Here is a 24,549-nt window from a genome sequence, read left to right as displayed (position 1 = left end):
ACGAAATAAATAGCAGGCAATTGCGAGGAGCTGTCAAGCGATTTCGGCAAAAATTAACGCATCGGGTTGACATCCGGCGCAAGGTCCGCTGAATTAATCCGCATAGGGGAAAAATTGTGAGGATAGGTCCCCTGGGAGGAAAATCATGAATTTCATGCTGAAGAACGCCGCTTTCGGCGGCAGGCGCATCGTATCCATGGCCGTGGCAGCCGGCATGTTGCTGGCCGGAGCCGGGGCCGCCTCGGCGACGACGGTGGTCAAGTGGCTGCATCTCGAAACAGATCCAAAGAACGTCGCGGCCTGGGAAGACATCGTCAAGAAATACGAGGCCCAGCATCCCGACGTCGACATCCAGATGCAGTTTCTCGAAAACGAGGCCTTCAAGGCCAAGCTTCCCACGCTGCTGCAGTCCGACGATGTGCCGGATTTCTTTTTCAGCTGGGGCGGTGGCGTCCTGAAGCAGCAGTCCGAGACCGGCGCGCTCCAGGATGTGACGACAGCCCTCGACGCCGATGGCGGCAAGCTGCGCAAGGCCTATACGCCGGCCTCGGTCGACGGCCTGACCTTCGACGGCAAGACCTGGGCAATCCCGTACAAAGTCGGCCTGGTGAGCTTCTTCTATAACAAGGCGCTGTTTGCCAAGGCAGGCGTCAAGGCCGAAGACATCAAGACCTGGACCGATTTTCTTGAGGCGGTGAAGAAGATCAAGGCGGCCGGTATCGTGCCGATCGCCGGCGGCGGCGGCGAGAAATGGCCGATCCACTTCTACTGGAGCTATCTTGTCATGCGCGAGGGCGGCCAGAAGGTCTTTGAAGCGGCCAAGAAGGGCGAGGGCGAAGGCTTCCTCGATCCGGCCGTCATCAAGGCCGGCGAAGATCTCGCCGAGCTCGGCAAGCTCGAACCGTTCCAGCCCGGCTATCTCGGCGCGACCTGGCCGCAGACGCTCGGCGTTTTCGGCGACGGCAAGGCGGCAATGATTCTCGGCTTTGAAGCGACCGAGGCCAACCAGCGCAAGAATGCCGGCGACGGCAAGGGGCTTTCATCCGACAATATCGGCCGTTTCGTCTTCCCGACGGTTGAAGGCGGCGCCGGCAAGCCGACGGATACGCTCGGCGGCCTGAACGGCTGGGCGCTTACCAAGAAGGCCTCGAAGGAAGCGATCGATTTCCTTGCTTTCCTGACGAACGCCGACAACGAGCGCGCCATGGCCAGATCAGGCATGCTGCTGCCCGTCGCCGTCGGCGCCGATGACGGGGTCGTCAATCCGCTGCTGGCCGAATCGGCCAGACAGCTTGCCGGTTCGACCTGGCATCAGAACTTCTTCGATCAGGATCTCGGTGCGGCCGTCGGCCGTGTCGTCAACGACGTCTCGGTGGAAATCGTCTCCGGACAGATGAATTCGAAGGACGGCGCCCAGATGATCCAGGACGCTTTCGAACTGGAACAATAGCCAGCGCCCGCAGAACCTTCCGGCGCTCCTGCCAATCGGGAGCGCCGGCATCGCTGCCGACGAGATGCGAAAGCAGGAACCATGGCCAATATCTCAGTCCTATCGACACCGAGCGCCGCAAGGCCGGCAAGACGAGCCGCAAACCGGAAGAGCTCGGTCGCCCATGACCGCCTGACCGTGCTGCTGCTCTTTCTGCCACCGGCGTTGCTGCTCTTCACGCTCTTCGTCATCATGCCGATGGGCGAGGCGGCCTGGTACAGCCTCTATAAGTGGAACGGTTACGGCGCGCCGACGGAGTTCATCGCGCTCCGCAATTTCCAGGTCCTGTTCCGCAACGCGGCGTTTACCCAGGCGCTGTTCAATAACGGCCTGATCATCGTCATTTCGATCTGCATCCAGGTGCCGCTCGCCATCTGGCTGGCCACCATGCTGGCGCACCGCATTCCCGGTGTCGTCGCTTACCGCCTGATCTTCTTCCTGCCCTATGTGCTGGCGGATGTTGCCGCAGGCCTCATCTGGCGCTTTGTCTATGATGGCGACTACGGTCTGTTTGCCGCCGTTTCCAACTTCTTCGGTTTCGCCAATCCTTACGTGCTCGCCGACAAGGACGTGGCGATCTATGCCATCCTCGGCGTTATCGTCTGGAAGTATTTTGGCTTCCACATGATGCTGTTCATCGCCGGCCTGCAATCGGTCGACAAGAGCGTGCTGGAGGCGGCCGAGATCGACGGCGCCACCGGCTGGCAGAAATTCCGTTACGTCACGCTGCCGCTGCTCGGATCGACCCTGCGCCTGTCCATCTTCTTCGCGGTCGTCGGCTCCCTGCAGCTCTTCGACATGATCATGCCGCTGACCGGCGGCGGCCCGTCGAACTCGACGCAGACGATGGTCACCTTCCTCTATACCTACGGCGTCATGCGCATGCAGGTCGGCTTGGGAAGCGCCGTCGGCGTGGTGCTCTTCATCATCTGCGTGACACTCGCCTTCGGTTACAAAAGGATCTTCATGCGCCATGACTGATACGAGTTCTTCCATCCGCATGAGGACATCCACCCGCATCTATCTCTATGTGTCGCTGAGCCTGATCGCGGCGATCGTGCTGGTGCCGCTGCTGACGACGGCGCTCGGCGGCTTCAAGACGCTGGGGGATCTCCGCACCAATCCCTTCGGCCTGCCGACGGAGTGGCAATGGGCGAACTATACCGACATCCTCTTCGGCGAGCGCTATTGGCTGCAGATCGGCAATTCGCTTGTCATCGCGGCGCTGACCGTGCTCTTGACGCTGATCGTCTCGTCGATGGCGGCCTTCGCCTTTGCCCATGTCCGCTTCTTCGGCTCGTCCTTCCTGCTCAATTATTTCCTGCTCGGGCTGATGTTTCCGGCCGCCACCGCGATCCTGCCGCTGTTCATCCGCATCCGCGATCTCGGCCTGTTGAACACCTATTGGGGCGTGGTTCTGCCGCAGGTCGCCTTCGGCCTCGGCATGAGCATCCTTCTGTTCAGAAACTATTTCCGCAATCTTCCGGAAGAGTTGTTCCAGGCGGCTTTCGTCGACGGCTGCGGTTATATGAGATTCTTCTGGCATATCTCGCTGCCGCTCTCCCGCCCGATCGTCGCCACCGTCAGCATCATCTCCTTCGTCGGCAGCTGGAACAGCTACATCCTGCCGCTGATCATGCTGAACTCGGAATCCAAATATCCCTGGCCGCTCGGCATCATGGTCTATCGCGGCGAATTCGGGACGGAATGGCAGCTGGTGCTCGCCTTCATCACCCTCACCATCCTTCCCACAATCATCGTCTTCTTCGTCGCCCAGAGACACATCATCGCCGGATTGACCGCCGGTGCCGTGAAGTCCTGAGCCGAACCATTGGAGCTGCATCATGGCATCCGTTGAGCTGAACAATATTCGCAAGGCCTATGGCGCCGTCGACGTCATCCACGGCATCTCGCTTCATATCGAGGATGGTGAATTCGTCGCCCTGGTCGGCCCGTCCGGCTGCGGAAAATCGACACTGCTGCGGATGATCGCCGGCCTCGAGGAGATCACCGACGGCGAGATCGCCATCGGCGGCAATGTCGTCAATGCGATGACACCGCGCGAGCGCAACATCGCCATGGTCTTCCAGTCCTATGCGCTTTATCCGCACATGACGGTGGCCGAAAACATGGGTTTCAATCTGAAGCTCGCCGGCGTTGCCAAACCCGAGATCGAGGCTCGTGTCGCTGAAGCCGCCCGCATGCTCGATCTCGCCAAGCTGCTCGACCGCAAGCCCGCCCAGCTTTCCGGCGGACAGCGCCAGCGCGTCGCCATGGGCCGCGCCATCGTCCGCAACCCGGCCGTCTTCCTGTTCGACGAGCCCTTGTCAAACCTCGATGCGAAACTGCGCGTGCAGATGCGTTCGGAGATCAAGACGCTGCACCAGAAGGTCAAGACGACGTCGATCTACGTCACCCACGACCAGATCGAGGCGATGACACTCGCCGACCGCATCGTCGTGCTCAATCACGGCAAGGTGGAGCAGCAGGGAACACCGCTCGAACTCTACCGGAAGCCGGCCAATCTCTTCGTCGCCGCCTTCATCGGATCGCCGGCGATGAACATGCTGGAGGGCACGGTAGACGGCGAAAATGGCGAGCCCGCTGCCCGCCTCGAAGACGGCACGGCGATCCGCATCGCGCCCGACCGCAAGGTCAAGGCCGGCCAGGCCGTGACTATCGGCCTGCGCCCCGAACATCTGGTTCCCGGCCTGTCGGGCGGCACGCCGCTTGCCGGCCGAACCATGCTGGTGGAACCGACAGGCGCCCAGACCCACGTGGTCTTCGACCTTGCCGGACAACAGGTGACCGCGATCGTCGACGGCGAATATCCCGCCCGCTACGGCGCCGTCTTCGAGGCCAGCATCGCCAGCGACCAGGTGCACATTTTCGACCGCGGGACTGGTGTGGCGCTGTAGCGAATCCTCGGCCCAGGAGATCGCCGAGAACAGCCTTTATCCTAGATCTCTCCCCGTGAACGGCGCGAGGGGACGTGCCATGCGGTCCAGGCACGTCCTCAATCATTAACCTATTATTCCGCCGCGATCCGTTCCACGCCGTTGGCCTGGATGATCTTCTCCAGCAGCGCCAGCTCTTCCTGCGTGAGATCCGTCAAAGGCGGACGCACCGGCCCCGGATTCTGGCCGAGTACCCGAAGGCCGGCCTTGATGATCGAGACGGCATAGCCCTTTTTGCGATTGCGCAGGGCGACGAAGGGGAAGAAGAAGCCCTTCAGGATTTCGTCGACGGTCGCCTGGTCGCCGGTGCGCAAGGCGCCGTAAAAGCGCTGGGCGAGCGCCGGGACGAAGTTGAAGACGGCCGATGAATAGGTCGTCACGCCGGCGGCGAAATAGGCCTGGGCGTAGACTTCATGGGTCGGCATGCCGCCGACATAAACGAGGCGGTCGCCGAGCAGGGTGGTGATCTCGATCACCTTGTCGACGTCGCCGACGCCATCCTTGAAACCGATCAGGTTCGGGCATTCGGCGGCCAGGCGGGCGATGCTGTCGGCGGTCAGCACGGCATTGTCGCGATTATAGATGATGACGCCGATGCCGACCGATTGGCAGACCGCCTTGACATGGGCGATCAGTCCGGCCTGTTCGGCAAACATCAGATATGGCGGCAGAAGAAGCAATCCGTCCGCGCCGGCCCTCTCGGCCGCCTGTGCGATCTCGATGGCGAGCGACGTGCCGTAGCCGGTTCCCGAAATGATCGGCGTCTTGCCAGCCGAGGCCTTGGCGGCTTTGACGACCTCAGGGATCTCGCTCGGATTGAGAGAGAAGAATTCACCGGTGCCGCCGGCGGCAAACAGAGCCGCGGCGTCGTAACCGGCAAGCCATTCGACATGGCGGCGGTACTTCGCCTCGTCGAATTTAAGCTGATCGTCGAAATGCGTGACCGGAAACGAGAGCAGGCCACTGCCGACGGCCTTCTTCAATTCAATCGGGTTCATCATCAAGTCCTGTTCCTTAGGTGTTGAAAATCGTGTCAGGCGCTCTCGAGCACTTGCAGAAGTGCCGCGATGTAGCCGTAACAAAAGGCAAATGCGGTGGCGGACGGGTCCTTGCCGCTGACGGTCGGCACATGGTCGGGCATCAGCATGTACTTGTAACCGACCTCCTTGTAGATCCTGGCCGAGCGGACCATGTCCATGTCGCCCTCGTCCGGGAAGGTCTCCATGAAGGAGAGCTTGCCGCCGCGAATATTGCGGAAGTGGACGTTGAAGATCTTGTTGCGCTCGCCGAACCAGCGAATGATGTCGTCGATCTCTTCGCGCGGATTTTCGAGCATCTCGCCGACCGAGCCCTGGCAGAAATTGAGGCCGTGATAGGGGTTTTCGCGCATCTGCACGAATTTCTTCAGCCCTTCCACCGTGCCGAGCACGCGCGTGACGCCGCGATAGCCGGGCGGCGTATAAGGGTCGTGCGGATGGCAGGCGAGCCTGACGCGATTGCTTTCGGCGACTGGCACGACGCGCTCGAGGAAGTAATCGATCCGTTCCCAGTTTTCATCCTCGGAGAGCACGCCGGCAAGACCGGGGGCTGCCTGCTGATCGGTCTTCTCCCAGCGGAAGCTCGCATTCATCGAGCCGCCGCGTCCCGGTTCGTCGGGCGTGCGGGGAATGCCGATCAGGTTGAGATTATATTTGACGGCCGGAATGCCGGCCGCCGCGACATCCTCGATCATCTGGCAAACCGCATCGATCTGCCGGTCACGCTCAGGCCCGGCAAGCAGGATGTCGGGATAGGAAGCCTTCTCGATCGGCTGCGAGGGCAGGGGCAGCTGGATCATGTCGAGGATCAGGCCGAAGCTTTCGACCTTGTCGCGATGACGCTCGATATCGGCAAGCGTCCAGCTGCTCGGCGCTCCCGGCGGATCGGCGCTGATATGCTTCACTCCCAATTGCGCGAAGATCCGATAATCGTCATCGTCGCGCGCCGCCACCTGTGTTCCAAGATACATCAGAGACCTCTCCAGATTCAACAATGTCATATGACATAATATGAATTCCTGAGGGTGTCGAGCCCTATTGCTGTTCGGCGAGCATCCGATAACGGCGTTGGCTCGCCATCAGATGCGCGCGCATCGCCTGGCGGGCACGGTCGGGATCCTGATCGGCGATCGCCGACAGGATGTCCACATGCTCGGCATAGACCTTCTGCAGATACTCGCGGTCATTGGCGTCCGGCAGCGTCGGAAACTGCCCACGGGGGATGGCGCGCGGGCCGAAATGACGGAGAACATCGACATAGAACCGGTTGTTGGTGGCGGCGGCGATCGCCATGTGAAAGGCATAATCCGCCTCGACGGTCTGCTGTCCGCTTTCGATCAGTTGCGCCATTCGGCGGTTGGCCTCCCGGATCGCCGCTTCCTGCTCGGCCGTGCGGCGATAGGCGGCAATCGCTGCCGCTTCACCCTCGGTGGCCATGCGAAACTCCAGCAATTCCAAGGTTTCCGGGATGCTTTTGATTTCCACCGGCGTCAGCGACATGACCGAATGAACCTTCGGATCCGCGACGAACACGCCTTTGCCTTGGATCGGCCTAACGAAACCTGCAGCCCTCAAATCCGCAATCGCCTCGCGCACCACGGTGCGGCTGACGCCGAAGGTCGATTCGAGCTGCGGCTCGGTCGGCAGCTGGTCGCCAACGCGCAATTTCCCCGTCTCGATTTGTGCTCGCAGTTGATCGATGACCTGCTGCGCCAGTCTTTGCCGACCACGGCCAAGTGTCGTCATTCTCGTTTCCCCAGTTTCTGTGCCTCACGTCTTCCGCACGGGTCTTGCAAATCAAATCGGACTTCGATAAATCATAATACGACATACGGACGACATAATATGTCTCCTATAGTAATCCAGGGAGGAGTTACAATGAAGCATTTTTCGAAAGGCCTGTTCGTCGGCGCCGTCATCGGCGCGCTGACGATCGCTGCGCCGCTCTCGTACGCCGCCACCCCAAAGGACCAGCTTGTGCTCGGGACATCGCTGGCGCAGGTCCTGTCGCTCGATCCGCATCAGGCGACCGAGGGCAAGGCGGTCGAGATCATGTCGAATCTCTACGACCGGCTGGTCAACAGCACGCCGGATGGCAAGATCGTGCCGCAGCTGGCCGAAAGCTGGAAGGTCGATGACAAGGGCATCACCTTCACGCTGCGCCAGGCCAACTTCGCCTCCGGCAATCCGGTGACGGCGAAGGACGTCGTCTATTCGCTGGCACGGCTCCTGAAGCTCGACCAGGCTGCCGCCGCCAACCTCAAGCGCGTCGGCTACGACAAGACCAATGTCGACAAGCTCGTCACGGCAGTCGACGATAAGACGGTGCGCATTGATTTTTCCGGCCAGGTGACCGCCGAAATGCTGCTCTACCGGCTGACGACCTCGACCACCAGCGTCGTTGACAGCGTCGAAGTCGAGAAACATGTCGCTGACAATGATTACGGCAATGCCTGGATGCGCACGCATTCGGCCGGCTCCGGCCCGTTCACCCTGAACCGGTGGTCGCCGAACGAACTCGTGATTCTCGACGCCAACAAGGATTATGTCACCGGCGCTCCGAAGATGAAGCGCGTCATCGTCCGCCATGTGCCTGAAAGCCAGGTCGAGCGGCTGATGCTCGAACGCGGCGACATCGATATCGCCAGCGCCATGACCGCAGCCGATCTCGCCACCTTCAAGGACAAGCAGGGCTTTACCATCCAGCGCATTCCCACGGGCGGCTTCTACGTGCTGTCGATGAATGCCGGCAACCAGTACCTGTCCAACCCGAAGGTTCGCGAGGCCATTGCCTACGGCATCGATTATAAGGGCATTGAAAAGACCATCATGGGGCCCTACGGGCGGGCGAGAAACGTTCCGGTTCCGGAGAATTTTGAGTCTGCGATCCCGAACCCCGACTGGCATCTCGATGTCGAAAAGTCCAAGCAGCTGTTGGCCGAAGCAGGGTTCAAGGACGGCTTCTCGCTGACGCTGAAGACGATCGCGCAGACGCCGCGCATCGATCTTGCCACGGCTATCCAGGCGTCGCTTGCCCAGGTCGGCATCAAGATCGACATCCAGCAGGGCAACGGCTCGGAAATCATTGCCGCCCACCGCGCCAGGGATTTCGATCTGCTGATCCCGCAGACCAGCGCCTACATGCCGAACGTGCTCGGCTCGATGGAGCAGTTCTCCTCCAATCCCGACAATTCGAAGGAAGCCAACAACGCCGGCAACTTCGTCTGGCGCTCGGCCTGGGACATCCCGGAGCTGACGGCTCTGACGGCCAAGGCGTCGATGGAGCCGGACGCCAAGAAGCGCGGCGAGCTCTATGTCGAGATGCAGAAGATGTTCGTCGAACAGAAGCCGGCGGTGCTGCCGATGTTCGAACGCTTCGAGCCGATCGTCCTGTCGAGCAAGGTGCAGGGATATGTAGGCCATCCGACCCAGCTGACGCGGCTTGAGGGCGTCACGAAGTCTGAAACCCAGTAATACTCCCGAGGCAGCCGATCATGAAGGAACTCTCTGTAGCCGAATTTGGCCGACGCCTGGCGCATCTGCTCGTCAGCCTGTTCATCCTCCTATGTGTGACCTTCGTGATCGGCCGCGTCCTGCCCACGGATCCCGTCGGCGCGATCGTCGGCGAACTCGCCGATCCCGCCGCCTATGCGGCGATGCGGACGCGTCTGGGGCTCGATCTGCCGATCTATCAGCAGTTCTTCCTCTATCTGAACGGGTTGGCGCATGGTGATTTCGGCACGGCTGTGCTCACCGGCAATCCCGTCTCTTCGGACCTCGCTCAGGCCTTTCCGGCGACGTTCGAACTGGCGACGCTGGCGGTGATCATCTCGACCTTCGTCGGCGTCCCCCTCGGCCTGGTCGCGGCGCTGTTTCGCGACAGCCTGATCGACAAGGTGGCCCGTGTCGTCGCCCTCGTCGGTCACTCGATCCCGGTTTTCTGGTTCGGCATCGTCGGGCTCGTGATTTTCTACGCCGGCCTGAACTGGGTCGGCGGGCCGGGCAGGGTCGATGTGTTTTACGAAGGCCTCGTCACCCCGCAGACCGGGCTGCTGTTGGTCGACAGCCTCCTGCAGGGCGAGACGGAAATCTTCTGGAATGCGCTCGGCCATATCATCCTTCCGGCCATCATCCTCGCCTATGCCGCGATGGCCTACATCACCCGTATGACCCGCAGCTTCACCTTGGAACAGTTGAGCCAGGATTATGTCATCGCCGCCCGCGCCAAGGGTGTCAGCCCGATCGGCACGATCCTGCGCCATGTCCTGCCGAATATCGCGGTGCAGCTCATCACCATCCTTGCCATTTCCTATGGCGGGCTGCTCGAAGGCGCAGTCGTCACCGAGATCGTTTTCTCCTGGCCGGGGATCGGCCAATATATGACGAACGCGCTGATGATCGGCGACATGAACGCAATCGTCGCAGCCACGATCATCGTGGGATTCATCTTCATGTTCCTGAACTTCCTGGCCGATGTTGCCTACGCCTTGCTCGATCCGCGCATGCGGGAGGCAGCCCGATGAGTGACGCCGTCCACAGCGAGATCCGCATCCGTCCGCCGAGCATGCCAAGCCGCGTTGCCGCCTCGTTCGGGCGCGCCGGCCGCAAGCTGGCCGACGAGCCGCTCGGCCTTGCCGGCTTCGTCATTCTCGGGCTCCTTTGCGTAGTTGCGATTTTCGCGCCGCTTCTGGCCCCCTACGATCCCACTATTCAGTCGCTTGGCGATGCTTTGCAGCCTCCGAGCGTTGCCCATCTCGCCGGCACGGACGAATTTGGCCGGGACATTTTGAGTCGCCTGATCTTCGGCACGCGCATCACCATCCAGACCGTGTTGTCGGTCTCCCTGATCGTCGGCCCGATCGGGCTGCTGATCGGCGTCGTCGCCGGCTTCTTCGGCGGCAATACCGATGCTTTCCTGATGCGCGCCACCGATATCGTGTTGTCCTTTCCATCGCTGATTCTGGCGCTTGCCTTTGCTGCCGCCTTGGGCGCCGGCCTGGGCACGGCCATCATCGCCATCTCGCTCACCGCATGGCCGCCGATTGCAAGGCTTGCCCGCGCCGAGGCGCTTGTCGTCAGAAATGCCGACTACGTGGTCGCCGCCCGCCTTTACGGCGCTTCGCCCCTCCGCATCCTGCTTCTCTATATCGCGCCGATGTGTATTCCGTCGGTCATCGTGCGCCTGACGCTCAACATGGCGGGCATCATCCTGACGGCGGCCTCGCTCGGCTTCCTCGGCCTCGGCGCCCAGCCGCCGGCACCGGAATGGGGCGCGATGATTTCCAACGGCCGCAAATTCATGCTCGATTATTGGTGGGTCGCCGTCATGCCCGGTATCGCCATCCTGCTGACGAGCCTTGCCTTCAACATCGCCGGAGATGCTCTGCGCGACATTCTGGACCCCCGCCATGCAAGATCGTGATCTCCAGCCGGTTCTTTCCGTCAAGTCGCTGAATGTCCGGTTCGGTCGAGGTGCTGTGCCCGCCGTCTCCAATGTCAGTTTCGATGTCGGCCGCGAACGGGTCGGAATCGTCGGAGAATCCGGTTCTGGCAAATCGACAACGGGGCGGGCGATCATGCGTCTTTTGCCGCCGGCGGCGATCGTTTCTGCCGAGTGCCTGGATCTCGCCGGCACTCCGCTTTTGGCAAAGAGCGAGCGCCAGATGGGCGCGCTGCGCGGCAAGGACATCGCGCTGATCATGCAGGATCCGCGCTATTCCTTGAATCCGGTGCTGTCGATCGGCAAGCAGATCGCCGAGGCCGCCCGCCTTCATCTCGGCCTGCGCGGCAAGCCAGCGCAGGATGCAGCTCGCGCCATGCTCGAGCGGGTGCGCATCACCGATCCCGAGCGGGTCATGGCGCTTTATCCCCACCAGATCTCGGGCGGCATGGGCCAGCGGGTGATGATCGCCATGATGCTGCTGGCGCGGCCGAAGCTTGTGATCGCCGACGAGCCGACCTCGGCGCTCGATGTCAGCGTTCGCAAGGACGTGCTGCTGCTGCTCGACGAACTGGTGCGCGAGAACAATTCGGGCCTGCTGTTGATCAGCCACGACATTCGCATGGTCGCGGCCTTCTGCGAGCGTATCATCGTCATGTATGCCGGACGGATCGTCGAAACGCTGACCAGCCTTGCAGAGGCCCGTCATCCCTATACGCGCGGGCTGATAGCAGCGCTGCCCGATCCGAAAAATCCGGTTCGCCGGCTTGCCGTTCTCGACCGGGCGAAATTCGATCCGGAGGCGGCGCAATGATCAAAGTCCGTGACCTCGATGTTGTCTTCACCTCGGGCAAATCAAGCAACCATGTCGTCAGGGGCATCAGTTTTCAAGTCAATCAGGGCGAGACGCTCGGTATCGTCGGCGAATCCGGCTGCGGCAAATCGACGGTGCTGCGCTGCCTCGCCGGCATGGAGGCTGGTTGGACCGGTCAGATTGAGCTTCGCGGCAAGCCGATCCGCAAGAAGCGCTCCCGCGAGGAACTGACCTCAGCCCAGATGGTGTTTCAGGATCCTTACGGCTCCCTGCATCCGCGCCATCGCATCGGCACCGCGCTTGCCGAACCGCTGCGCGCCATGCGCCATTCCGACATCTGGTCGAAGGTCGAAAGGGCTTTGATCCAGGTGGGCCTGCCGGCAAGCTTCGCCAACCGTTTCCCGCACGAACTTTCCGGCGGCCAGCGGCAGCGCGTGGCGATCGCCCGGGCGCTGATCCTGTCGCCGCCGATCCTGCTGCTCGATGAGCCGACATCGGCGCTCGACGTCTCGATCCAAGCCGAAATCCTCAACCTGCTTGCCGACCAGCGCGAGGAGAAGGGACTGACCTATCTGCTCGTCAGTCACGACCTCGCGGTCATCGCCCATATGTGCGACCGGGTGCTGATCATGAAACACGGCGGCTTCGTCGACGAACTCACAAAGGCGGACCTGCAGGCCGGCACGACGCATGATGCCTATGCGCAGGAGCTGTTCGAGGCGAGCTTCTTGGAGGCTTGACGGGTCGTTGCGCCGCCGAGACTCACGCTGGGCTGCAATAGCGGGCGAAAGCCTCGAGGAAACGGCGCATCTCCTGCTGATGCCGAGGCGCGGAAAGATGCTCGGCAATTTCTTCCGGGGAAAGCTTCATCAGATGGAAGCGAAGGAAGAGATGCTCGTTGAAGCGCTCGCTCAGCGTGGCGAGAACGGTGCGAAGCTGCTGCAGCATGTCGTCGCCGCGATGCGACGCGTGCGCAAGCACGATCGGTTTGCCGATCACTTCGTTACGGGAGACGAGCCAGTCGATGGCGTTCTTCAGCCCGCCGGGGATTGACCTGATATATTCGGGGCTCGCCAGGATCAGTCCATCCGCATCCGTGATCGCCTTTGCAAGAGCCGCCACTTCGGAAGGAGGCTCGGGAAGTTCGAGATCGGGCGAGAAGACCGGGAGCTCGCCAACACGATCATAGACCGAGAGCGTATGCGCCGGCCCGGCAGCCGACTGGAGGGCATATAGCACGGCGGTATTGGTCGAGGCTCTGCGGGCGCTTCCGGATATTGCCAGGAATTTCATGACCGGCATAACCTCACGCGATTGGCTTGATGTGATCCGCGGCAGCCGGATGGTGGACGGCTGCGACGCTGCTTCTTTCGACGACATGGCAGGCAAGCTCGACACGGCGGCACGGCAAGGCGAGGCCAAGCATCATGTCGCGCAAGAGGTCGAGCGCGGTGGCGCCGAGTTCGCGCATCGGGATGTGCACTGTCGACAATGGCGGATTGAGAAAGGCCGATTGCGGCAGGTCGTCTATGCCCATGACGGAGACATCCTGCGGCACGGCATAACCCATCGCCTGCAGCCCGCGCACGGCGCCGTTGGCGAGACTGTCGCCCGCCGTCAGAACGGCGGTGAAGCAAAGGCCCTTGTCGCCGACGAGACGGGTGATCGCCTCGGCGCCGAGTTCCGGCAACCAGTCCTCGACCTCGAGCACCAGGTCGGCATCGGCCGTCAGTCCATGATGCTGCAGCGCGTCGCGCCAGCCCTCCAGGCGCCGCTCGATGGTCCGCCGTCCCGGCCGCAGCATGAACAGGATGCGTTGATGGCCGGCCTCGATCAACCGCTCGGCGGCAATGAACGCGGCCGATCGGTTGCAGGGCGTCACGCTCGAAAGCCGCATGTAAGGGTCGTCGCTGTTGACGAGCACGACGGGCTTTCCGAGATTGGCGGCCGCCGTCAGCATGTCCTCCTCGTCGACTGTCAGGATCAGCATGCCGCCGAAACTTGCATCATTGCGCATCTCGGCGATGACGCGGGTTTCATCAGCCTTGTCGGTGACCGGGCGCATTGCCATTTCGATGCCGAGGGCGGACGCGCGCGCGTTCAATCCTTCGAGCACGTGGAGCGTGAACTGGTTGCGGACATAGTCGATCATTGCCGCGCCGGATGCGACGAGCATGACCTTCTTGCCGGCGACACTCGCCGGCAGCGCGTAGCTGACAGCGCTCGCCGTTTCCAGCACCAGCTTGCGGATCTCGGGCCTGACGCCCTTTTCGCCGGCGAGCGCGCGCGACACCGTGCTGATCGACACGCCGCACCGGGCGGCGATGTCGTCCAGGCGTGTGCGCCTGCCCTTTTTCTGCTCCGCAGCCATCTCATCTCCTCGCTCGAACGAAGTATGCAAAAATCTTTCAGATTGCGCAAACGGAATGGCTATGCACAATTGACGTGTCAGCGACAGGCGCAGAGCAGGGAGGCTTTGAAGATGCGGTTTGACGGCAAGTCCACGCGTCGGCGTTTTGCTCGGCGTGTTAAAGCTCAAGCGGGCTGAAGCATGGCCGCCGAAGAATCCTATCTCCGCCGCAAGACCGGGAAACAGAGCCCGATCGTCTACTGGCAACTCGGCCCCCTCGCGCAGGCACGCTACGATGTCGCCGACCGGCCGATGGAAGGGAGCATGGATCCGTTTTTCTTCGTCACCAAGACGAAGAATTTCATTCCGCATGAATATCCCTGCCGCACCGAATTCAAGGCATCCTTTTCCGGCCGAAGACCGCAGCCGGCGACCGAATTCGAGGCCGTCCGCTGGTGGCTTCCCTTTTCATCGCCGCGCGTCGATCTCTCCGGCTTCTGGTTTCGCCCGACGCGCATCGGCTGCTGGGCGCGCACCTTCCTCGATGCGCAGTCGGCGGGACCAGCCACGCTGCGCCTGTCGACCTGCGGCGGCGCCGTCCTCTTCGTCAATGGGGCCGAGCGGGGCTTCATGGCGCCTTACGTGCGCAATCTGGAAGCCCAGCAGACCTTCGAAGTGGAGTTGACGGCGGGGCTCAACGAGATCCGCATCTATTTCGACGATCTCGCCGAGCGCGACGCCCGCTTCTATTTCCAACTGGATTATCTCGATGGACCGGAGGTCGAAACATCGGTGCCTGTTCCCATCGCCGCCGGTGACGCGGACGGGCTGGAGGCAATCCTCGAAGGCATGCGCTTCGACCGCGCCGCCTATCTCGGCGAGGACGTGACGATCCTGTTTCCCGCGCCGCTGCCGGTGGCGTTGAGCTGTCATGTCGAGATCGAAGGCGACTTCATGTCGGTCGAGCGCTTCGACTATGATTTCGCGCAGGAAAAAGGCGCGACCCAGCTGGAACTCGGCCCCTCGGCTGATATGCCCGCTGATTTCCGCCATTTCCGGATCACGCTTAAAACGGGCGGCCTATCGCTCGGCCGCACGCTCGGCGTCGAAATCTGTCACGTCCAGCGCCAGGGGCAGGCGCCCGCCGCGCTAGACGATCGCGTCGCCGAGGCGCTTGCCGAGGTCGCCGCCCATTCCGAGCCCGATACGGTCTGCGCCTTCGCGCGGCTGGCCTTGGGGCAGGGCGGCGAAGAGACCGAGGCGATGATATCGGCGATGTTGCCGGTGATCGAGGATTGTCACGATTGCGCGGACTTCGTGCTGGTGCCGCTGCTGTTTGCCTATACCCGCTGGAGCGACCTCTTGTCGGAAGGGCTGCAGCAGCGGATCGAGCACGCCGTTCTCAATTACCGCTATTGGATGGACGAGCCGGGCAACGACGTTCAGTGGTATTTTTCGGAAAACCACGCGCTGCTCTTCCACACCGCCGCCTATCTCGGCGGCAGGCTGTTCCCTGATGCCGTCTTCGTCCGTTCCGGCCGTACCGGCGCCGAGCAGATGAAGGTCGGCGACGAGCGGGTTCGCGCCTGGCTCGATCATTTCGAGCGCTGGGAGATGGCTGAGTGGAATTCCGTTCCCTATTTCCCGATCGACCTCAAGGGGCTGACGGCGCTTGCCGCCTGCGCGCCGGATGAGACGATCCGTGCTCGCGCCAATGCCAGCATCGTCCGGCTGATGGAGATCGTCGCCCGCTCGGCCCATCATGGCATGCTGACCGGCAGCCAGGGCCGCTCTTATGAACATACACTGCGGCCGGGGCGCTCGGTCGAGCTGTCGGCCATTGCTCGGCTGCTCTGGGGGCGCGGCTGGTACGGCCGTCGCGTCCACGCGCTGCCGCAGCTTGCCGTCTGCATCCGCGATCATGGCCTCCGTTTCCCGGAAGCGCTTGCTGAAATCGCCGCGCACCACTCCGACGACGCGCAGGAATGGACCTTTTCTCAGGGCGAGAACCGTTTTGCCGCCCTCTACCATTATAAGACACGCGACACCGCGATCGGCACCATCGCCCACTACCGCCCCGGCGCCTGGGGTTATCAGGAGACGGTGCTGCACCTGCGTTTGGGCGAGCGGCCGGAAGCGCAGATCTGGATCAACCATCCCGGCGAAACCATCCAGTTCGGCTACGGCCGGCCGAGCTTCTGGGGCGGCTGCGGAACGCTGCCGCGCGTGCATCAATATCGTGACCTCGCCATTCTCGATTTCGACATTCACGAAGGCCAGCCGGATTTCACCCATGCCTGGTTCCCGCTCGAAGCCTTCGACGAGACTTTTGTCGACGGCAAGCTGGCGCTCGCGCGCGCCGGCAATGGTCTGGCGATGCTGATCGGCAATGGTGTGCTCGAACCGGTGAAGCATGGTCCGACGACGGATATCGAGCTGCGCCTGGCCGGCCCCAACGGCCGCTGGATCGTCCGCCTCTCCGATCTCGGGCGCGAAGACGGCCTCGACGGCATGCGGGCACGTTTCGCCACGCTTGCCGCCCGCCGCGGCAATGAGGGCGCCTTGATCATCGAGGACCCGGATTATGGTCAGGTCGTCTTCGAAGAGGACGGTACCGTGCGCGCCGAAGGCCGTATTCTCAAGCCGTCGGACTGGTCGGTGCGGGGAGACGCGGTACATCTTGAAATAGCGGGCAGGCAGCAGCGGAGCGCTGCCTCTTAATGACATGTCCGGACAGGTGGAGGACCTGCCTGGATGCAGAAGTTCATCGGTCAAGAGGAGGAGACTATGACCAGAATGAAATCGATCGGCGCGGCCTTTGCTGCGGTTCTCTTGAGTTCCGTCGCCGCCCATGCCGGCGACGTGCGCATCATGTGGTATTCCGACGGCGGCGAAGGCGAGGTGATCAAGGATCTGCTGGCGCGCTTCTCCAAGGCCAATCCCGATGTCAACGTCATCCTCGACGAGGTTTCCTATGACGTCGTCAAGGAACAGCTGCCGGTGCAGCTGGAAGCCGGGAAGGGGCCTGACATCGCCCGGGTCACCAATCTGAAGGCGCAAGCGCAGCACTGGCTCGATCTCCGCCCGCTCCTCGCCGATGCGAAATATTGGGACGAGAATTTCGGCGCTCAGGCCGATTGGATGCGTCCTGACGGCTCGAACGCCATCACCGGCTTCATGACCCAGCTGACGCTCACGGGCGGCTTCGTCAACAAGACGCTGTTCGAGCAGGCCGGCGTCGAAATTCCCGGCCCGAAAGCCACCTGGGACGACTGGGCGGCGGCGGCCAAAAAGGTCGCCGACAGCCAGAAGGTCTTCGCCATGGCGATCGACCGTTCCGGCCACCGCGTCTCAGGCCCGAATATCTCCTATGGCGCCAACTATATCGCCGCCGACGGCAAGCCGGCGCCCATCGATCAGGGCGCCAAGGAATTCCTCAGCCGCTTCGTCAAATGGAACGAGGACGGCACCGTCAACAAGGACGTCTGGGTCAGTGCTGCCGGAAGCACCTATCGCGCTGCGGCCGAGGACTTCATCAATGGCGGTCTCGCCTATTATTATTCCGGCAGCTGGCAGGTTTCGGGCTTCGCGCAGAAGATCGGCGACAGTTTCGACTGGATCATGGCCGGAAGCCCCTGCGGCACGGTGGCCTGCAGCGGCATGCAGGGCGGCGCCGGTCTCGTCGCCGTAAAATACACCAAGAACCCGAAGGACGTCGCCAAGGTGATGGACTACCTGGCAAGCGCCGACGTGCAGAAGGAATTTGCCGAGCGCAGCCTGTTCATTCCGGCGCACAAGGGCGTGGCCGCCGGCCAGGTGGACTTCAAGACCGATAATCCGCATGTGAAGGCGGCGCTGAAAGCTTTCGTTGAATCGGCCGGCCAGACGGCCCCTGCTGCGATGAAATTGCCGGGCTGGAAGTGGTCTGACGCCTATTACAGCGCCATCGTTGCGCGCATCAGCCAGGTGATCGCCGGCGAGATGAAGCTCGACGACGCCTACGCCCGCATCGACGAGGACATCAAGGCCAAGGTCGGCGGCAACTGACGGACGAACGAATGGCGGAGAAGACGGTTTCTTCCGAACCTGCGGCGAAAGCCGGTCTGCAGCAGGCGCTCCTTGCGCCTGTCAGGCTCGCCATGGGGATCGTCGATATCCCGATGCGCGCCTGGCAGAAGCTGACGGGGGTGAACGGCATGGCCGGTGTCTTCCTGGCGCCCAACATGCTGATCTTTTCCATCTTCGTCCTCCTGCCGCTGGTCATCAACTTCATTTATTCGACGACGAGCGGCGGCGCCATCTTCCTGCCAAACAGGACCTATGTCGGCGCCGAGCAGTACCGCATCCTCTTCGATTGCCGCTCCTATCTCGACCCCTCGACCTGTGCGGCCGACACCTTCTGGGCCGCGGTGCGCAACACCGCGGTCTTCGTCGTCTTTCAGGTTTCGGCCATGCTGGTCGCGGCACTCGCAACGGCGTTGATTCTCAACCGCGAGCTTTCCAATCGTGGCTTCTGGCGCGCCGTCTTCTTCTTCCCGGTGCTGCTGTCGCCCGTCGTCGTCGGCCTGATCTGGAAGTGGATCCTGCAGCGCCAGGGCCTGCTGAACTATGCGCTGAGCCCCTTCGGCTTCGAGCCCTTCTCCTGGCTCAGCGATCGTTTCTGGGCGTTCTTCTTCGCCGTTTTCGTCTCGGTGTGGGCGCATATGGGCTTTTATGCGCTGATCCTGCTCGCCGGCCTGCAGGCGATTCCGAGGGATCTCTATGAGGCGGCGGCGATGGACAAGGCGAGCCCCACCCGAATTTTCCGGCGCATCACCCTGCCGCTCTTGATGCCGAACCTCATCGTCGTCCTGGTCCTGGCGCTGATCCGCGCCGTGCAGATCTTCGACGAGGTTTTCGTGCTCACCGGCGGCGGGCCCGGCACCAGCACCATGTACATCACCCAGTTTATTTACGAGACCGGCTTTGCCAGTTCGCTGCGCAATCCGGGGCTCGCATCGGCCGCCTCGATCCTGATGGGCATCGTGCTCGTCATCCTGACGCTGATCCAGCTTGCCGCAAGCAGCCGCAACGAGAAGAAGGGGAAACGCCAATGAGCGCTGTCGGCGCCTTCCTGCTGCGTCGCCGTGGCCGCGGCTGGCACTGGACGGATGTCGTCACCTGGATCTGGCTGATCTCAGGCGTCATCCTGATGTTCGGCCCGGCCATCTGGCTGGTCTTCTCCTCCTTCAAGACGCCGGCGGCGCTCGCCGAGTTCCCGCCGTCCGTCCTGCCTTATGTCACCGAGCAGGCCGTGGTGCCGGGATACGACAAGCCGTTGCCGCTCTATAACGTGACGATGCCGGATGGCAGCACCCGTGTGCTCGCCGAAGTGCGCCGCATTGGCATCATGGGCCAGATGGTCGATCCGAAACAGCTTGATGAAATCGTCAAGGTCAACATCAAGGACCGCACGCCGGTGCGTGAGGTCGAATTCGCGACCAACAACTACACCGAGCCTTTCCAGCGCTTCGACTTCTTCCTGTTCCTGCGCAACTCGGTCTTCGTGACGGTGGTGGCGACGGCCATCACCCTGTTGGTCAATTCGATGGCCGCCTTCGCGCTGTCGAAATACCAGTTCCCCGGCCGCACCGCCGTCATGCTGATGATCCTGGCAACGCTGATGGTGCCGCTCTCGGTGATCGTCGTGCCGCTCTATTCGGTCATCGGCAGCTTGAACCTCTTCGACAGCCTCTGGGGCGTCATCCTGCCGACCGTCGCCACGCCGACGGGCGTCTTCCTGCTGCGCCAATACATGCTGACGATCCCCGACGAGCTGATCGACGCCGCGCGCATGGACAAGGCCAGCGAATGGCAGATCTACTGGCGCATCATCCTGCCGCTGTCGGCACCGGCGCTGGCGGTACTGGCGATCTTCTCGGTGGTCTGGCGCTGGAACGATTTCCTCTGGCCGCTGATCGTGCTGTCGCGCAAGGAACTCTACACGCTGCAGGTCGGCCTCAACGTCTATGCCGGCGAGCTCAATGTGCAGTGGCACTATATCCTCGCCATGACCGTCGTCTCGATGATCCCCGTCGTGCTGATCTTCGTTTTCCTGCAGCGCTTCATCACGACGGGTATCGCCGGCTCGGGGCTGAAATAATAGGAAACAGGAGAGCGCATGAGCGGACTCGAGCTCAGGAACATCGTCAAGAATTTCGGCGCCGTCGAGGTGATCCGCGATGTCTCGCTTGAGGTCAACGACGGCGAGTTCGTCGCTTTCGTCGGCCCGTCCGGGTGTGGAAAATCGACGTTGCTGCGCCTGATCGCCGGTCTCGACAAGCCGACGGGCGGTAGCATCGCCATCGACGGCAAGGACGTCACCGCGATCGGTGCGGCCGACCGCGGCCTTGCCATGGTCTTCCAGTCCTATGCCCTTTATCCGCATATGAGCGTGCGGGAAAACCTTGCCTTCGGCTTGGAGAACACCAAGGTGGCCAAGGCCGAGATCGAAGCACGCATCGCTGACGCCGCGCGCATGCTGGAGATCGAGCCGTTTCTGCAGCGCCGCCCCGGCCAGCTCTCCGGCGGCCAGCGTCAGCGCGTCGCGATCGGCCGCGCCATCGTGCGCCGGCCGGATGCCTTCCTGCTCGATGAACCGCTCTCCAATCTCGATGCCGAACTTCGGGTGAGCATGCGCGCCGAACTCGCCGCTCTGCACGCCCGCCTCAAGGCGACGATGATCTACGTTACCCATGATCAGGTCGAGGCGATGACGCTCGCAAACCGGATCGTCGTGCTGAGAGGCGGCAGGATCGAACAAGTGGGGACGCCGCTTGAACTCTACAACAAGCCGGCAAACCGCTTCGTCGCCGGCTTCATCGGCGCGCCGCACATGAATTTTCTGGAAGCCTCGATCGTCGGCCACGACGGCGGTTTCGCGCAAGTCGAAACCGTGGGCGGCCATCGCCTTTCCGTCGTCGCCAGGGAGGCGCGCCCGGCGGGCGAGAGGGTCAGCATCGGCATCCGGCCACAGCACATCACACTTGCGGATGCAGCCGCCGCAGGCAGGCTGGACTCGCGGATCACCCTTGTCGAGGAGCTGGGTTCTGAAACCGTCGTCCATACCGAAGCCGCCGGCAAGAAGCTGATCGCCGTCTTTGCCGGCCAGCAGAAGATGAAATCGGGCGACAGCCTGCCGCTCCATCTCGACCCCGAGGTTCTGCACCTTTTCGGCGAGGACGGCCGGCGTCTGTCTTGATGCTTCAGCGTCCGTCCACAAGGGCGCCATTCGTCAAATCGCAGCTTCGCTCTGCCGTCCGCAAGAGAGCCAAAGTCTCAGAGCGAAGTAAGCGCAGGCAATTAGCGATGACGGCACGGCAAAAATGAAAAAAACAGACAAAAGACGAAGATCAATCTGGCCTCCATCTAAATATAATAAAGATAAAACCAGCATGGCAAGGCACAAAGAAAAAACAAAAGTTAGCGCTGACCAGAAAAATTGACGTGAATGTACTTGCTTATATTTTAAAATATATAAGAAATATATCCCGGCCATGACTGGTATGGAAAAAACAAATTTTAAAAATAATGTTATCAGTCCGATGTTTCCAAAAAACATAGGGACATGGGCCAAAGTCATGCCCACAAAATACGATTGAAAGAGCAGGCCTCTCTGAGGCATTCCGAGATTGAGTTTCTTCATATTCGTGTTCGAGTCGCGTTATAGTCTATGATGCTATCTAAATGCCGACCAGCTTCAAGGTCATAAAAAAGCCCGCGCCGGAATGGAGGGCGCGGGCCAAATTTCATGTCATCACAGCCTTAGTGGCTGTTCTTGTGGCTTTGGTGACCAGCCTTTACATGCTGCTCATGGCTGCCGCCGCGGGATCCGCTGGACTGCGCGTCACGGCCGTCTGAAGAGGCGCTGCGGGAATTGGAGTCGTTCTTGTGACTCTGCTGCCCAGCCTTGACGTGCTGTTCATGGGTTCCACCTTGGTTTGCCATTTGGTTTCTCCTTGGTTTTGAACTGAGGCCACGTCGACCTCGAGTTCACAACCTCGCTCCGGCGCATGCGTTCCGCATTTTAATATTTCGTGATCTCGCCGGAAAATGAGGATGAGGAAGCGGACCCGGCGGGTAGGGAGCTCGCCTGCCATTTCGTTGGCCATCGGGAGAAAGCGGAAAAATCCCGGTGTTCTCCAGCGCCGCCGCGTCCGCTTGGCGCGGCCCGCAGCCTCGCTTCGACAACCGTCCCTCGACAAAAAGGTTCCAGGAAATCAGCCGCATCCGTCCCGGTTCACGGCTCTGTTGAGGCCGCTCGACTCTTTTCAAATAGATGGTCCGCTCTAACTTACAGGGGAGCTGAGGAAAGGAGAAAACCATGACCGACGCACCGAAAACGGCGACCCCGGCGCGAAGAGTGTTGCGTGGCCGCCCCTACAGCATGAGCGAATTTGCCAGAAAATACCGGTTGGACGACAAGGAGGCCAAGCGCCTCTATGACAAATTTGGCCCCTCCGCCACCGAGCTCGACCTGTTGATGGCTGCCAAGCGCCGTCCGCCGCGGCTCCCCACCAAGCTCGACTCCTGACGGCCGTCCATGAGGATCAGGACGGGAAGCTGCCTTTGCGGAGCGGTCGCCTACCGGGTGGAAGGCGAGCCGCTTCGCGTCGGCCTCTGCCACTGTGCTGATTGCCGCAAATCGAGTGGTTCCGCCTTCGTCTTCTTCGCGCTCTGGTCTCGCTCGGCTTTCTCCCAAAGCGGCGAGATTGCCACTTTCGCTGGCCGCAGCTTCTGTCCCACCTGCGGCAGCAGGCTTTTCTGCCTTCAGGAGGCGGCGGTGGAAATCCGCCTCGGCTCGCTCGATAGCCCGCCGACGGATCTTGAGCCGGACCATGAAGTCTGGATCAAGCGGCGCGAAGCGTGGCTGCATCCGCTGCCGGGTGCCGGGCAATATGCCGAGGATGCCGATTGACGGTCGGCAATTGCTGCCTGTCGGGAGCGCGAAAGCGCTGCAGATTTTTGCGCGAGAGGCGCCGCTGGGCGGAAACTTGAGTTTTCTTACCAATATTTCATTTCACCTGTCCGCAATTCCGTGCCAGTTCGGCGGCAACGCTAATTCCCGGTTCATCTGCGGTGTGATTATTTCATTGCAGGCCGATGCGGCCACTGACTGATCGAGGATGACATGAACAAGATCGTAAGCGGCGACGAAACCGGAGCAAAGGCCGGCGCGACGCCCGATCTCGCCGCGGTGCTTGCCGCTTCGGGACGGCAGAACAGGCGGAGCCGCTGGCGCGCCCGCCTGCTCGTTGTGCTGATCCTCCTCGCTGCCGCCGCGGCGGCCGCTTACTTCTACATCGGCCGCGGGCAAAGTGAGGTGAGCTACACCACGCAGCCGGCAAAACGCGGCGACCTGACGGTGCTTGTCACCGCCACCGGTTCGGTGCAGCCGACCGAGCAGGTGGACATATCGAGCGAGCTTTCGGGCACCGTACGCGACGTCAACGTGGATTATAACAGCATGATCAAGGCGGGCGACGTGCTGGCGCTGCTCGACACCAACAAGCTCGAGGCGGATGTGAAGAGCTCGCGCGCCAAGGTCAATTCGGCCAAAGCGAACGTCGCCAAGGCCAATGCCGATCTCGAATCGGCGAGCACCTCGCTCGAGCGGTTGAAGAGCCTGGTGAGGAGCAACGTCTCCACCCAGCAGAGCCTCGACGATGCCACTTACAAATATGATTCCGCCGTGGCCGCCAAACAGATCAACGAAGCCGAGGTGCTGGCCTCGGAGGCCGACCTGCAGCTTGCCGAGGTCAATCTCGCCAAGGCAAAGATCGTCTCGCCGATCGACGGCGTCATCCTCACCCGGTCCGTCAATCCGGGCGCCACGGTTGCCGCCTCGCTTTCGGCGCCCATTCTCTTCACCATCGCCGGCGATCTGAAGAAGATGGAGCTGCAGGTCGATGTCGACGAGGCCGATGTCGGCAAGATCGCCGTCGGCCAAAAGGCGATATTTACCGTCGATGCCTATCCCGACCGGTCCTTCCCGGCCGAGATCGAGCAGATCCGCTTCGCCTCCGAAGTGGTCAACAACGTGGTGACCTACAAGGCGGTGCTCTCGGTCGACAACGCCGACCTGCTGCTGCGCCCCGGTATGACGGCGACCGCCGATATCACCGTCGAGGCCGTCAAGGATACGCTGATGGCGCCGAACGCGGCGCTGCGTTATGCCCCCCCGCAGGCGGAACGGCGCGGCCGCGGCATTCTCGGGATCTTCGGGCCGCCACGCCGGCGCGGCGGTAATTCCGGTGAGGTGCTGACGGGAGCGCAGCGCCGCGTCTGGGTGCTGCGCAACGGCCGCGCCACGCCCGTCGTCATCCAGGTCGGTTCGTCCGACGGCCAGTTCACTCAGGTGGTCTCCGGCGAACTCAAGGAAAATGACGCATTGGTGACTGACGCCACGGTGCGGACGAATTAG

Annotated in this window: 25 protein-coding genes; 18 read left to right on the top strand and 7 right to left on the bottom strand. The window is 61.9% G+C overall.

The annotated features are described in order from the left end of the window. The first annotated feature begins 145 nt into the window (after positions 1 to 145). The 4 genes from J7U39_RS08930 (at position 146) to ugpC (J7U39_RS08915) (ending at position 4,407) form a co-directional block, all read left to right on the top strand. Complete coding sequence (locus J7U39_RS08930) at positions 146 to 1,450, top strand: extracellular solute-binding protein (RefSeq protein ID WP_210631419.1); 1,305 nt, start codon at positions 146 to 148, stop codon at positions 1,448 to 1,450. An 81-nt stretch (positions 1,451 to 1,531) separates the two neighbouring features. Further along, positions 1,532 to 2,470: a sugar ABC transporter permease gene (locus J7U39_RS08925; protein ID WP_210631418.1), complete on the top strand. Its 939-nt coding sequence runs from the start codon at positions 1,532 to 1,534 to the stop codon at positions 2,468 to 2,470. Next, positions 2,463 to 3,311: a carbohydrate ABC transporter permease gene (locus tag J7U39_RS08920; protein WP_210631417.1), complete on the top strand. Its 849-nt coding sequence runs from the start codon at positions 2,463 to 2,465 to the stop codon at positions 3,309 to 3,311. The genes J7U39_RS08925 and J7U39_RS08920 overlap by 8 nt, the downstream gene beginning before the upstream one ends. A gap of 22 nt (positions 3,312 to 3,333) precedes the next feature. After that, complete coding sequence (gene ugpC / locus J7U39_RS08915) at positions 3,334 to 4,407, top strand: sn-glycerol-3-phosphate ABC transporter ATP-binding protein UgpC (RefSeq protein WP_210631416.1); 1,074 nt, start codon at positions 3,334 to 3,336, stop codon at positions 4,405 to 4,407. A gap of 113 nt (positions 4,408 to 4,520) precedes the next feature. Here the strand turns inward: ugpC (J7U39_RS08915) and kdgD are convergent, their stop codons facing one another. The 3 genes from kdgD to J7U39_RS08900 form a co-directional block, all read right to left on the bottom strand. Continuing rightward, complete coding sequence (gene kdgD, locus J7U39_RS08910) at positions 4,521 to 5,447, bottom strand: 5-dehydro-4-deoxyglucarate dehydratase (protein ID WP_210631415.1); 927 nt, start codon at positions 5,445 to 5,447, stop codon at positions 4,521 to 4,523. A gap of 32 nt (positions 5,448 to 5,479) precedes the next feature. Further along, positions 5,480 to 6,454, bottom strand: a complete 975-nt coding sequence (locus tag J7U39_RS08905; RefSeq protein WP_210631414.1) for a mannonate dehydratase — start codon at positions 6,452 to 6,454, stop codon at positions 5,480 to 5,482. Between the two features lie 64 nt (positions 6,455 to 6,518). Further along, positions 6,519 to 7,229, bottom strand: a complete 711-nt coding sequence (locus J7U39_RS08900) for a FadR/GntR family transcriptional regulator (protein ID WP_210631413.1) — start codon at positions 7,227 to 7,229, stop codon at positions 6,519 to 6,521. 132 nt (positions 7,230 to 7,361) lie between these two features. On the opposite strand from J7U39_RS08900, the gene J7U39_RS08895 reads away from it, so the two are divergent. Genes J7U39_RS08895 through J7U39_RS08875 form a run of 5 tightly spaced genes read left to right on the top strand, consistent with a single transcriptional unit; the run spans position 7,362 to position 12,477 of the window. Next, positions 7,362 to 8,957 carry an ABC transporter substrate-binding protein gene (locus tag J7U39_RS08895; protein WP_210631412.1) on the top strand — a complete coding sequence of 532 codons (1,596 nt, stop codon included), beginning with the start codon at positions 7,362 to 7,364 and terminating at the stop codon, positions 8,955 to 8,957. Positions 8,958 to 8,977: 20 nt separating this feature from the next. After that, positions 8,978 to 10,006 (top strand): ABC transporter permease, encoded by a 1,029-nt coding sequence (locus J7U39_RS08890; RefSeq protein WP_210631411.1) that lies wholly within the window; start codon positions 8,978 to 8,980, stop codon positions 10,004 to 10,006. Then, the gene (locus tag J7U39_RS08885) at positions 10,003 to 10,905 is read left to right on the top strand and encodes an ABC transporter permease (RefSeq protein WP_210631410.1); all 903 of its coding nucleotides are present in this window, start codon (positions 10,003 to 10,005) and stop codon (positions 10,903 to 10,905) included. Before J7U39_RS08890 ends, J7U39_RS08885 begins: the two co-directional genes overlap by 4 nt. Further along, positions 10,892 to 11,737, top strand: a complete 846-nt coding sequence (locus J7U39_RS08880; RefSeq protein ID WP_210631409.1) for an ABC transporter ATP-binding protein — start codon at positions 10,892 to 10,894, stop codon at positions 11,735 to 11,737. Before J7U39_RS08885 ends, J7U39_RS08880 begins: the two co-directional genes overlap by 14 nt. Continuing rightward, positions 11,734 to 12,477, top strand: coding sequence for an ABC transporter ATP-binding protein (locus J7U39_RS08875; protein WP_210631408.1), 744 nt, complete (start codon positions 11,734 to 11,736; stop codon positions 12,475 to 12,477). The genes J7U39_RS08880 and J7U39_RS08875 overlap by 4 nt, the downstream gene beginning before the upstream one ends. A 22-nt stretch (positions 12,478 to 12,499) precedes the next feature. On the opposite strand, the gene J7U39_RS08870 is transcribed toward J7U39_RS08875, so the two are convergent. Together J7U39_RS08870 and J7U39_RS08865 are read right to left on the bottom strand one after the other, a co-directional pair. Then, a complete protein-coding gene (locus J7U39_RS08870) occupies positions 12,500 to 13,030 on the bottom strand; it encodes an NADPH-dependent FMN reductase (RefSeq protein WP_210631407.1) in 531 nt (176 codons plus the stop codon). A gap of 13 nt (positions 13,031 to 13,043) precedes the next feature. Further along, entirely contained in the window at positions 13,044 to 14,108 is a 1,065-nt protein-coding gene (locus tag J7U39_RS08865; RefSeq protein WP_210631406.1) for a LacI family DNA-binding transcriptional regulator, read from the bottom strand. A 180-nt stretch (positions 14,109 to 14,288) separates the two neighbouring features. Between J7U39_RS08865 and J7U39_RS08860 the strand changes: the two genes are divergently transcribed. The 5 genes from J7U39_RS08860 (at position 14,289) to ugpC (J7U39_RS08840) (ending at position 21,327) form a co-directional block, all read left to right on the top strand. Beyond that, positions 14,289 to 16,808, top strand: a complete 2,520-nt coding sequence (locus J7U39_RS08860; protein ID WP_210631405.1) for a hypothetical protein — start codon at positions 14,289 to 14,291, stop codon at positions 16,806 to 16,808. A 66-nt stretch (positions 16,809 to 16,874) separates the two neighbouring features. After that, the gene (locus J7U39_RS08855) at positions 16,875 to 18,134 is read left to right on the top strand and encodes an ABC transporter substrate-binding protein (protein ID WP_210631404.1); all 1,260 of its coding nucleotides are present in this window, start codon (positions 16,875 to 16,877) and stop codon (positions 18,132 to 18,134) included. A gap of 11 nt (positions 18,135 to 18,145) precedes the next feature. Then, entirely contained in the window at positions 18,146 to 19,183 is a 1,038-nt protein-coding gene (locus J7U39_RS08850; protein WP_210631403.1) for a sugar ABC transporter permease, read from the top strand. Next, positions 19,180 to 20,229, top strand: a complete 1,050-nt coding sequence (locus tag J7U39_RS08845; protein WP_210631402.1) for a carbohydrate ABC transporter permease — start codon at positions 19,180 to 19,182, stop codon at positions 20,227 to 20,229. The genes J7U39_RS08850 and J7U39_RS08845 overlap by 4 nt, the downstream gene beginning before the upstream one ends. An 18-nt stretch (positions 20,230 to 20,247) precedes the next feature. Beyond that, complete coding sequence (gene ugpC / locus J7U39_RS08840) at positions 20,248 to 21,327, top strand: sn-glycerol-3-phosphate ABC transporter ATP-binding protein UgpC (protein WP_210631401.1); 1,080 nt, start codon at positions 20,248 to 20,250, stop codon at positions 21,325 to 21,327. 33 nt (positions 21,328 to 21,360) lie between these two features. Here the strand turns inward: ugpC (J7U39_RS08840) and J7U39_RS08835 are convergent, their stop codons facing one another. Together J7U39_RS08835 and J7U39_RS32255 are read right to left on the bottom strand one after the other, a co-directional pair. Then, positions 21,361 to 21,771 carry a hypothetical protein gene (locus J7U39_RS08835; RefSeq protein WP_210631400.1) on the bottom strand — a complete coding sequence of 137 codons (411 nt, stop codon included), beginning with the start codon at positions 21,769 to 21,771 and terminating at the stop codon, positions 21,361 to 21,363. Positions 21,772 to 21,890: 119 nt separating this feature from the next. Further along, entirely contained in the window at positions 21,891 to 22,073 is a 183-nt protein-coding gene (locus J7U39_RS32255) for a hypothetical protein (RefSeq protein ID WP_311043518.1), read from the bottom strand. Positions 22,074 to 22,449: 376 nt separating this feature from the next. On the opposite strand from J7U39_RS32255, the gene J7U39_RS08825 reads away from it, so the two are divergent. From J7U39_RS08825 to J7U39_RS08810, 4 genes are read left to right on the top strand one after another with little or no spacing between them, the layout of a single operon-like run. After that, positions 22,450 to 22,659, top strand: a complete 210-nt coding sequence (locus J7U39_RS08825) for a hypothetical protein (RefSeq protein WP_064708964.1) — start codon at positions 22,450 to 22,452, stop codon at positions 22,657 to 22,659. Positions 22,660 to 22,668: 9 nt separating this feature from the next. Then, on the top strand, positions 22,669 to 23,043 hold the full coding sequence (locus tag J7U39_RS08820; protein WP_210631398.1) for a GFA family protein: 375 nt from the start codon (positions 22,669 to 22,671) through the stop codon (positions 23,041 to 23,043). After that, positions 23,033 to 23,245: a hypothetical protein gene (locus tag J7U39_RS08815; protein ID WP_210631397.1), complete on the top strand. Its 213-nt coding sequence runs from the start codon at positions 23,033 to 23,035 to the stop codon at positions 23,243 to 23,245. Before J7U39_RS08820 ends, J7U39_RS08815 begins: the two co-directional genes overlap by 11 nt. An 11-nt stretch (positions 23,246 to 23,256) precedes the next feature. Then, on the top strand, positions 23,257 to 24,549 hold the full coding sequence (locus J7U39_RS08810) for an efflux RND transporter periplasmic adaptor subunit (protein ID WP_210631396.1): 1,293 nt from the start codon (positions 23,257 to 23,259) through the stop codon (positions 24,547 to 24,549).

The sequence above is a fragment of the Rhizobium sp. NLR16a genome, assembly GCF_017948245.1.
Classification (GTDB): Bacteria; Pseudomonadota; Alphaproteobacteria; order Rhizobiales; family Rhizobiaceae; genus Rhizobium.
Note: the sequence above shows the minus strand (reverse complement) of the source record. Positions and strands in the feature narration are given on the sequence as shown.

Coding starts and splice junctions, on each gene's coding strand:
- J7U39_RS08885 (WP_210631410.1), top strand. CDS start 10,003: ATGAGTGACGCCGTCCACAGCGAGATCCGCATCCGTCCGCCGAGCATG.
- J7U39_RS08825 (WP_064708964.1), top strand. CDS start 22,450: ATGACCGACGCACCGAAAACGGCGACCCCGGCGCGAAGAGTGTTGCGT.
- J7U39_RS08850 (WP_210631403.1), top strand. CDS start 18,146: ATGGCGGAGAAGACGGTTTCTTCCGAACCTGCGGCGAAAGCCGGTCTG.
- J7U39_RS08815 (WP_210631397.1), top strand. CDS start 23,033: ATGCCGATTGACGGTCGGCAATTGCTGCCTGTCGGGAGCGCGAAAGCG.
- J7U39_RS08810 (WP_210631396.1), top strand. CDS start 23,257: ATGAACAAGATCGTAAGCGGCGACGAAACCGGAGCAAAGGCCGGCGCG.
- J7U39_RS08875 (WP_210631408.1), top strand. CDS start 11,734: ATGATCAAAGTCCGTGACCTCGATGTTGTCTTCACCTCGGGCAAATCA.
- J7U39_RS08835 (WP_210631400.1), bottom strand. CDS start 21,771: ATGAAGAAACTCAATCTCGGAATGCCTCAGAGAGGCCTGCTCTTTCAA.
- J7U39_RS08890 (WP_210631411.1), top strand. CDS start 8,978: ATGAAGGAACTCTCTGTAGCCGAATTTGGCCGACGCCTGGCGCATCTG.
- ugpC (WP_210631416.1), top strand. CDS start 3,334: ATGGCATCCGTTGAGCTGAACAATATTCGCAAGGCCTATGGCGCCGTC.
- J7U39_RS08820 (WP_210631398.1), top strand. CDS start 22,669: ATGAGGATCAGGACGGGAAGCTGCCTTTGCGGAGCGGTCGCCTACCGG.
- J7U39_RS08920 (WP_210631417.1), top strand. CDS start 2,463: ATGACTGATACGAGTTCTTCCATCCGCATGAGGACATCCACCCGCATC.
- J7U39_RS08860 (WP_210631405.1), top strand. CDS start 14,289: ATGGCCGCCGAAGAATCCTATCTCCGCCGCAAGACCGGGAAACAGAGC.
- J7U39_RS08905 (WP_210631414.1), bottom strand. CDS start 6,454: ATGTATCTTGGAACACAGGTGGCGGCGCGCGACGATGACGATTATCGG.
- J7U39_RS08880 (WP_210631409.1), top strand. CDS start 10,892: ATGCAAGATCGTGATCTCCAGCCGGTTCTTTCCGTCAAGTCGCTGAAT.
- J7U39_RS08930 (WP_210631419.1), top strand. CDS start 146: ATGAATTTCATGCTGAAGAACGCCGCTTTCGGCGGCAGGCGCATCGTA.
- J7U39_RS08900 (WP_210631413.1), bottom strand. CDS start 7,229: ATGACGACACTTGGCCGTGGTCGGCAAAGACTGGCGCAGCAGGTCATC.
- J7U39_RS32255 (WP_311043518.1), bottom strand. CDS start 22,073: ATGGCAAACCAAGGTGGAACCCATGAACAGCACGTCAAGGCTGGGCAG.
- J7U39_RS08895 (WP_210631412.1), top strand. CDS start 7,362: ATGAAGCATTTTTCGAAAGGCCTGTTCGTCGGCGCCGTCATCGGCGCG.
- J7U39_RS08855 (WP_210631404.1), top strand. CDS start 16,875: ATGACCAGAATGAAATCGATCGGCGCGGCCTTTGCTGCGGTTCTCTTG.
- ugpC (WP_210631401.1), top strand. CDS start 20,248: ATGAGCGGACTCGAGCTCAGGAACATCGTCAAGAATTTCGGCGCCGTC.
- J7U39_RS08925 (WP_210631418.1), top strand. CDS start 1,532: ATGGCCAATATCTCAGTCCTATCGACACCGAGCGCCGCAAGGCCGGCA.
- kdgD (WP_210631415.1), bottom strand. CDS start 5,447: ATGATGAACCCGATTGAATTGAAGAAGGCCGTCGGCAGTGGCCTGCTC.
- J7U39_RS08865 (WP_210631406.1), bottom strand. CDS start 14,108: ATGGCTGCGGAGCAGAAAAAGGGCAGGCGCACACGCCTGGACGACATC.
- J7U39_RS08845 (WP_210631402.1), top strand. CDS start 19,180: ATGAGCGCTGTCGGCGCCTTCCTGCTGCGTCGCCGTGGCCGCGGCTGG.
- J7U39_RS08870 (WP_210631407.1), bottom strand. CDS start 13,030: ATGAAATTCCTGGCAATATCCGGAAGCGCCCGCAGAGCCTCGACCAAT.